This window comes from Clostridium sp. HV4-5-A1G, from assembly GCF_900184915.1.
Classification (GTDB): Bacteria; Bacillota; Clostridia; order Clostridiales; family Clostridiaceae; genus Clostridium_B; species Clostridium_B aromativorans.
Map to the genome: position 1 here is coordinate 1 of NZ_FXYI02000187.1, position 6,442 is coordinate 6,442.

Here is a 6,442-nt window from a genome sequence, read left to right on the forward strand (position 1 = left end):
ATATATAATAAAATATTTACTAAATTTTTTATCCAAACGCTACCATTGCTAATACTTATAACTTCCTAAAGTGGCAGATAGGCACTGTTATGCGTCTGGATTAGATCTTTTTATGTATAAATTCAAGTGAAAAAGACCTCTTAGGATAGTTTTGCTTAAACTTAAAGATGATATTATAATTTTACTTTAACTTCATCTCTCAAAGTTATAAAATGCTCACCCACATCACAATCATAAGCAAAAATTTCTACATTATTTTGTTTTGCGTATCTAAGATTTCCCCCAAATTCTTTATCCATTTTATCATAAGGTGTAAAGTATTTTACATTAGACATCTGAATTAAGAATAAAACTGCCGCATCTAAACCCGCCTTTTTTGCTTTAACTAATTCTAGTAAATGTTTTCTTCCTCTTTCTGTAGGAGCATCCGGAAACATAGTCACTCCGTTCTTTTCAAAAGTAACTCCTTTTACCTCAAGATAACACTGTCTATTGCTTTTATCCCATAATTCAAAATCAAATCTGCTATTTTCAAATATTTTTTCTTTTTCTATCTTAACGTATTTTTTAAAATAACTTATTTTTTTCAATTTTAAAGCCTCATATACAACTTTATTCGGAATTTGTGAATCTATATTTATGAGTCTTTCTCCTTTGTAACCTGCTATTAAATCATATTTTGTTTTCCTTGTAGGACTATTTTCCTCTCTTAAAAGCACAGTAGTACCAGGTATAAGTATTTCTCTACACCTTCCTGTATTGGGGGCATGAACTTTTACCTGAGAATTGTTTATATATACATAAGCTTCAAATCTGTTAGGTCTGTTGATAAATTCAGCTTTTACTATATTTTTATCAAATATCAATACACCATCTCCAGCAAGACCAAATTTATAACTTCTTTTTAATAATAACAGATTATCAGCCTAAAAATACAAATTACTATTGTTACATTTTTATGAATTTATAAACTATTTCCCAGAAAATCTATAAAAATCAGTACTCCCAAAAATGAATTTTTAAAGAAATAATTTAAATATTATAAGAAATATCACTCCGGGTATTCCAAAAAACCCTGCAATAAGCGAAGTGACAGCATTGATACCTATGCTAAATCCAAAATATTTTCCTATTAAATTTACTATAATTAAAAGAATCACGCCAAGCACAGCATTTGCAATAAGCTTGAATAATATTTTTAAGGGCCATGAAAATACCTTCACCAATATATATAACCCCACTATAGCAATTAAAAAATATCCTATATATTGAAACATCATACGCTTATTCCCCCCATAAACTTACGTTCTATTATTATACATCGATACTATTTAATTTATATTCTAACAATAAAAAAATATTAATGCAAAGAATAAGCTCTAATGCTTGATTTATCCTTTTAAGACGATTTTTTATTTTCATTCAAGATTGGAAATATATTTTTATAATCTGCCTTAAATCCATTTTTCTTAACTTTATTTAAAAGATACATGTACTTTGACTTTGCTGCCTCCTCCATATATATAGCATAATCTACTAAATAGGGATCCTTCACAGAATCAAAATATATTCTGCATCTCTCCAATTCCTGTCTGGCCTTCTCTATATCATTCAATAATTCTTTCTGATTTGTCATATACTTAGAATTTTTAGCAAACAGGTATTTAACTATATTATATTTATTCATAAAATGTATATCCTCCTAATCTCATATATTATCTTAATAATTGACACAAATTAGAAGTAATATACATAAGCGTTGATTAGCTGAATGAAGCTATATTTCTACTCTACCCTCCAATGCCTTCGACAAGGTAACTTCATCTGCATATTCCAAATTTCCACCTACGGGAATACCGTGAGCTATCCTGGTTACTTTTACACCAAGCTGCTTTAATATTTTAGATATATACATAGCTGTAGCTTCTCCCTCTACATTTGGATTAGTAGCAACTATAACTTCTCTTACATCTCCATTTATTCTTCTTATAAGTTCTTTAAGTTTTATATCCTCAGGTCCTCTTCCAGCCATGGGAGATATATTACCATGAAGTACATGATAGACTCCATTATATTCTTTTATTCTTTCCATAACCATTATATCTTTAGGTTCTTCAACTACACAAATTGTGCTTTTATCTCTATTGGGATTCGAACATATTGGACAGGGATCTGACTCTGTAAAGTTTCCACAAACAGAACAATACCTTATAGTTCCCCTGGCCTTGATTAAAGCCTGGGCAAATTCCCTTACCTCATCTTCTGGTAGATTCAACACATGAATTGTAAGTCTCTGTGCTGTCTTGTAACCTATTCCCGGTAACTTAGCAAATTCTTCTATTAGCTTTTCAATAGAAGCAGGATAAAAATCCATAAAACATCACCTCAATTTAAAGCCCCATCTGCAGACGGGGCTCGTAATCTTAAAACATTCCTGGAATATTAAGACCACCAGTTAATTTTTTCATTTCAGAAGCAGTTTCATCTTCTGCATTTTTCAATGCTTCATTACATGCAGTTAAAACCAGATCTTGAAGCATTTCCACATCTTCTGGATCAACTACTTCCGGCTTAATTTCTATGCTTGCTATCTGTTTTTTGCCATTTACTATTACAGTTACTGCCCCACCACCAACAGTAGCACTAAATTCCTTATTTTCAAGCTCTGATTGCATATCCTGCATTTGTTTTTGAAACTTTTGAGCTTGTTTCATTAAATTATTCATATTTCCCCCACCGCCAAAGTTAGGGAATCCACCTTTTGCCATAATATATATCCTCCTCAATTAAATTAACTAACACATGTTTAATTATATCATATTTCTATGGAATTCCATCTATAGTTTTATCCGAATACTTACTGGCTAATGCCTTTACTTGACAAGATGATACTTAAAACAGCTACTATATTATTCATCGAGTATTTCAACCATATCTTCTCCAAAAGTATCTTTTAACAATTGCTCCTTAGATTTAAATTCAGAATCAATTTGATCTTCTATAGTGTACTTAACAGTAACTCTTTCCTTCAATACATCCGAAAAAACTCCATTCACTATTTTCTGATTTTCATCCTTTTCCAATCTCTGTTTGTGAAAAGAATAATCTTTCCCATATTCTACAGTTATTATTCCTCTTTCACATTTTATCGGCTTTCCTGTAGTGAGTGCCGCAAATAACACCATCTGATGTTTGCCTTTAAGGGATTCAAGTATGTCTTTCCAGCTTTTTTTCACCATATCCAAAGTAAGCTTTGAATACATATTTTCTTCTTCTATAGGTTTTAAATCCTTAGATAAATTTTGCCTTGATTTGCAGGAAGTATCTTTTTTCACGCTATTAAGGTTTTTCTCTACTACATTTTCTTTGTGAGATACTGCTTCAGGAATTATCCTTTCACAGGATACCTTAATCTCACCCTGCTTAAATGCCTGCTCCAGCCTGTTCAATCTGGCAAGGATCACTTCCTTAGATGTATCATATTCTATTTTACACATTTTTATTACTGCAAGTTCTAGATAAATCCTGCTCTGTTTAACCCACTTAGACTGTTCCTGGGCATCTTGAAGTATTCTTATATTCCTCATTATTTCTTCCACGCGTATTTTCTGTGCCTGCCCCTTTAAAAGATTTATATTCTCCTCTGACATATCAAGTACGTCTTCAGGACTATTAGAAACCTTTACCATCAAAAGATCTCTCATATGAATTATCATATCCTTAATAAAATTAGCTATATCCTTCCCGCTTAAAACTATGTCATCAATTATCCTCATAGACGACTCTACATCTTTTTCTATTATACTATTTGTAAGTTTAAATAAATTCTCATTTGTAACCAAACCCAGCATATCCACTACACTGCTGTACTCAACTTTTCCGTCACCCATGGATATTGCTTGATCCAATATACTGAGGGCATCCCTCATGGCTCCATCACACATTCTAGATATCAAATTCAAACTTCTATCATCTGCAAAAATCCCCTGTTTATCCACTATGCATCTAAGTCTATTAAATACATCTGAGCTCTTTATCCTTCTAAAATCAAACTCTTGACATCTCGAAAGTATGGTAACAGGAAGCTTCTGGGGATCAGTAGTTGCAAGTATAAATATTACATTCAATGGAGGCTCCTCCAGAGTTTTTAAAAATGCATTCACCGCTTCCTGGGTGAGCATATGTACTTCATCCATAATATAGACCTTGTATTTTCCCTCCTGAGGAGGATATTTTACATTTTCAATTACATCTTTTATATCTTCCAATCGACGTTTTGAAGCTGCATCCATTTCTATTACATCCATAGAAATTCCCTCATTTATCTTTTTACACATTTCACACTGATTACAAGGTTCTCCATCTTTTAAATCTAAACAATTTACTGCTTTAGCTAATATCTTAGCCATTGAAGTTTTCCCTGTACCTCTTGTTCCTGAAAATAAATATGCATGTGCCACCCTATGATTCAATATTTGATTCTTAAGCGTAATTGTTATATGGTTCTGGCCTACTACATCAGAAAAAGTTTTAGGCCTCCATTCCCTATACAATGCGGTATAAGCCATGTTATCACCTTCTTATATATATTATAACCTTTATTTAAATACATGACAAAAAAGATACCATATGGTATCTTTTTAATTCAGTTTAAAGTATTAAAGTCGTGCACCTAGCTTCGCCTGATAAACTATAAGCGTTACCCATATAGTTAACTCAAACCAGATTTATCCACGGCACACGAAAATGTTCACTTACCGCTGCTTCCTTCCGGATCTGACGGGGTTCATGAGTTTCCGTTGCGTGGGATCAAGTTCTCAACGCCACTTTTATGAGCCAGGCCTTACATTTTACAGACTAAGCTAGGAATTCAATCCTGCTGCAGCGGATTGCAGGCTACAGGGCACCGCTAACTCCCCATCTAGCACGACAAAGTTAAAATGGCGGAAAGAGGGGGATTCGAACCCCCGGTAGAGTTTCCCCTACACACGCTTTCCAGGCGTGCTCCTTCAACCTCTCGGACATCTCTCCACAGGTTTACTCATGAAACAAATTTTATTAAGTTTTCAGCAAAATATCACTAACTGCTGCTTTTTCCACTTATGTATTCTAACATATATTTTTGAACAAAGCAACACTTTTATCAGAAGTTCAATTTGATATCTACTTCCAATCCTATTTTACAATCTATATCAATGATAAATTATCCTTTTAATTTACTAATATAGTAATCTCAATTCAATTAAACTTATCTTTCTATCTCATAGATAAGAAGATGCTTGTCCTTTTTACGTTCATATGTAAAATTTCTTTGCTTATCTTTGATGCTATTATTCAAATGGCTGTTCTCAAAAGCTTTATCTATGTACTTTGTTGATATATCAGTATAATTTCCTTTAGGTTTACCACCAATATACATAGTTGGATTTCCTGAATTATTTATCATGTTTTTCTCCTTTTAGTTTAATTTAAAGCTTATTTTATTCCAACGTTATTATAATATCATTTTATACATTGTTTTGACAATAGTTTATTTTATATTAAAGAACCTGCAAAATACAACAAACAAGCCTACCTTTATAACTATGCTAAAAACAGGCTTGTTCATTATGGTGGAGACAGGGGGGCTCGAACCCTCGACCTTACGGATGTGAACCGTACACTCTAACCAGCTGAGCTATACCTCCATATATCAATTTTAACGATCCTATTATACCAAACAAAAAGGAAAAATTCAATATTGGCAATTTGTAGCTTCCAAAAAAAACCATCTGTTGGTAACCCTTCTTGGTTCATCAATAAGTGATAGTCTATATGGCGGAAGCGGTGGGATTCGAACCCACGAGCCCAGTAAGGACTACCTGATTTCGAGTCAGGCCCGTTATGACCACTTCGATACGCTTCCACACTTATTATTTAATATCTATCTTCTATTTTTAAAAAATCGTTTTAATATGTCACTACATTCTTTCCTATAAGTCCAATGAATATCAGTCCAATGATTCAAAAATTCATTTTGCAATATATTGACTACAGAACCACAAGCTCCTGCATCCGGATCAAAAGTACCTATATACAGCCTACTAATTCTGCATTGTAATATAGCCCCCGCACACATAGCACACGGTTCTAAAGTAACATACATACTGCAGTCTTCTAATCTCCAATCTTCAAGTACTTTGGAAGCATCCCTTATAGCAATAATTTCTGCATGGGCAGTAGGATCTTTTAAAGTTTCTCTTAAATTACATGCTTCTGATATAATTTTATGATTTTTTATTATAACAGCACCTACAGGAACTTCACCTAACTCTAAAGCTATTTTAGCCTGTTTTAAAGCTTCAGCCATAAAATCCATTATATAGATACCTCAAAAACAATATATTAATTGACTTCTACTTAAATTTTTATTCTTTTAAATAAACATATAAATGAATATTGA

At 32.7% G+C, this 6,442-nt stretch carries 8 protein-coding genes, 3 tRNA genes and 1 other RNA gene; all 12 read right to left on the minus strand.

What is annotated here, in order from left to right:
• Positions 1-173: 173 nt before the first annotated feature.
• The 12 genes from sfsA to J5G60_RS15545 all read right to left on the minus strand — a co-directional run bounded on the left by sfsA (position 174) and on the right by J5G60_RS15545 (position 6,358).
• Positions 174-866, minus strand: a complete 693-nt coding sequence (sfsA, locus tag J5G60_RS15490; protein ID WP_150358796.1) for a DNA/RNA nuclease SfsA — start codon at positions 864-866, stop codon at positions 174-176.
• A gap of 153 nt (positions 867-1,019) precedes the next feature.
• A complete protein-coding gene (locus J5G60_RS15495; RefSeq protein WP_150358795.1) occupies positions 1,020-1,280 on the minus strand; it encodes a pro-sigmaK processing inhibitor BofA family protein in 261 nt (86 codons plus the stop codon).
• 119 nt (positions 1,281-1,399) lie between these two features.
• The gene (locus J5G60_RS15500) at positions 1,400-1,687 is read right to left on the minus strand and encodes a DUF2508 family protein (protein WP_150358794.1); all 288 of its coding nucleotides are present in this window, start codon (positions 1,685-1,687) and stop codon (positions 1,400-1,402) included.
• 90 nt (positions 1,688-1,777) lie between these two features.
• Positions 1,778-2,374, minus strand: coding sequence for a recombination mediator RecR (gene recR / locus J5G60_RS15505; protein WP_150358793.1), 597 nt, complete (start codon positions 2,372-2,374; stop codon positions 1,778-1,780).
• A gap of 49 nt (positions 2,375-2,423) precedes the next feature.
• Entirely contained in the window at positions 2,424-2,768 is a 345-nt protein-coding gene (locus J5G60_RS15510) for a YbaB/EbfC family nucleoid-associated protein (RefSeq protein ID WP_150358792.1), read from the minus strand.
• Between the two features lie 141 nt (positions 2,769-2,909).
• Complete coding sequence (gene dnaX, locus J5G60_RS15515; RefSeq protein WP_150358791.1) at positions 2,910-4,568, minus strand: DNA polymerase III subunit gamma/tau; 1,659 nt, start codon at positions 4,566-4,568, stop codon at positions 2,910-2,912.
• Positions 4,569-4,664: 96 nt separating this feature from the next.
• Positions 4,665-4,930: signal recognition particle sRNA large type (ffs, locus tag J5G60_RS15520), an RNA gene on the minus strand.
• A gap of 11 nt (positions 4,931-4,941) precedes the next feature.
• Positions 4,942-5,031: transfer RNA gene (locus tag J5G60_RS15525), tRNA-Ser, on the minus strand.
• 217 nt (positions 5,032-5,248) lie between these two features.
• Positions 5,249-5,446, minus strand: a complete 198-nt coding sequence (locus J5G60_RS15530; protein WP_150358790.1) for a hypothetical protein — start codon at positions 5,444-5,446, stop codon at positions 5,249-5,251.
• A gap of 164 nt (positions 5,447-5,610) precedes the next feature.
• Positions 5,611-5,687, minus strand: a tRNA-Val gene (locus J5G60_RS15535).
• Positions 5,688-5,815: 128 nt separating this feature from the next.
• Positions 5,816-5,905 (minus strand) — tRNA-Ser (locus J5G60_RS15540).
• An 18-nt stretch (positions 5,906-5,923) separates the two neighbouring features.
• Positions 5,924-6,358, minus strand: a complete 435-nt coding sequence (locus J5G60_RS15545) for a nucleoside deaminase (protein ID WP_150358789.1) — start codon at positions 6,356-6,358, stop codon at positions 5,924-5,926.
• Between the last annotated feature and the right edge of the window lie 84 nt (positions 6,359-6,442).

Bases quoted from the DNA above. Each gene is read 5' to 3' on its own strand.
- J5G60_RS15495 (WP_150358795.1), bottom strand. From the start codon at position 1,280: ATGATGTTTCAATATATAGGATATTTTTTAATTGCTATAGTGGGGTTA.
- J5G60_RS15500 (WP_150358794.1), bottom strand. From the start codon at position 1,687: ATGAATAAATATAATATAGTTAAATACCTGTTTGCTAAAAATTCTAAG.
- recR (WP_150358793.1), bottom strand. From the start codon at position 2,374: ATGGATTTTTATCCTGCTTCTATTGAAAAGCTAATAGAAGAATTTGCT.
- J5G60_RS15510 (WP_150358792.1), bottom strand. From the start codon at position 2,768: ATGGCAAAAGGTGGATTCCCTAACTTTGGCGGTGGGGGAAATATGAAT.
- dnaX (WP_150358791.1), bottom strand. From the start codon at position 4,568: ATGGCTTATACCGCATTGTATAGGGAATGGAGGCCTAAAACTTTTTCT.
- J5G60_RS15530 (WP_150358790.1), bottom strand. From the start codon at position 5,446: ATGATAAATAATTCAGGAAATCCAACTATGTATATTGGTGGTAAACCT.
- J5G60_RS15545 (WP_150358789.1), bottom strand. From the start codon at position 6,358: ATGGATTTTATGGCTGAAGCTTTAAAACAGGCTAAAATAGCTTTAGAG.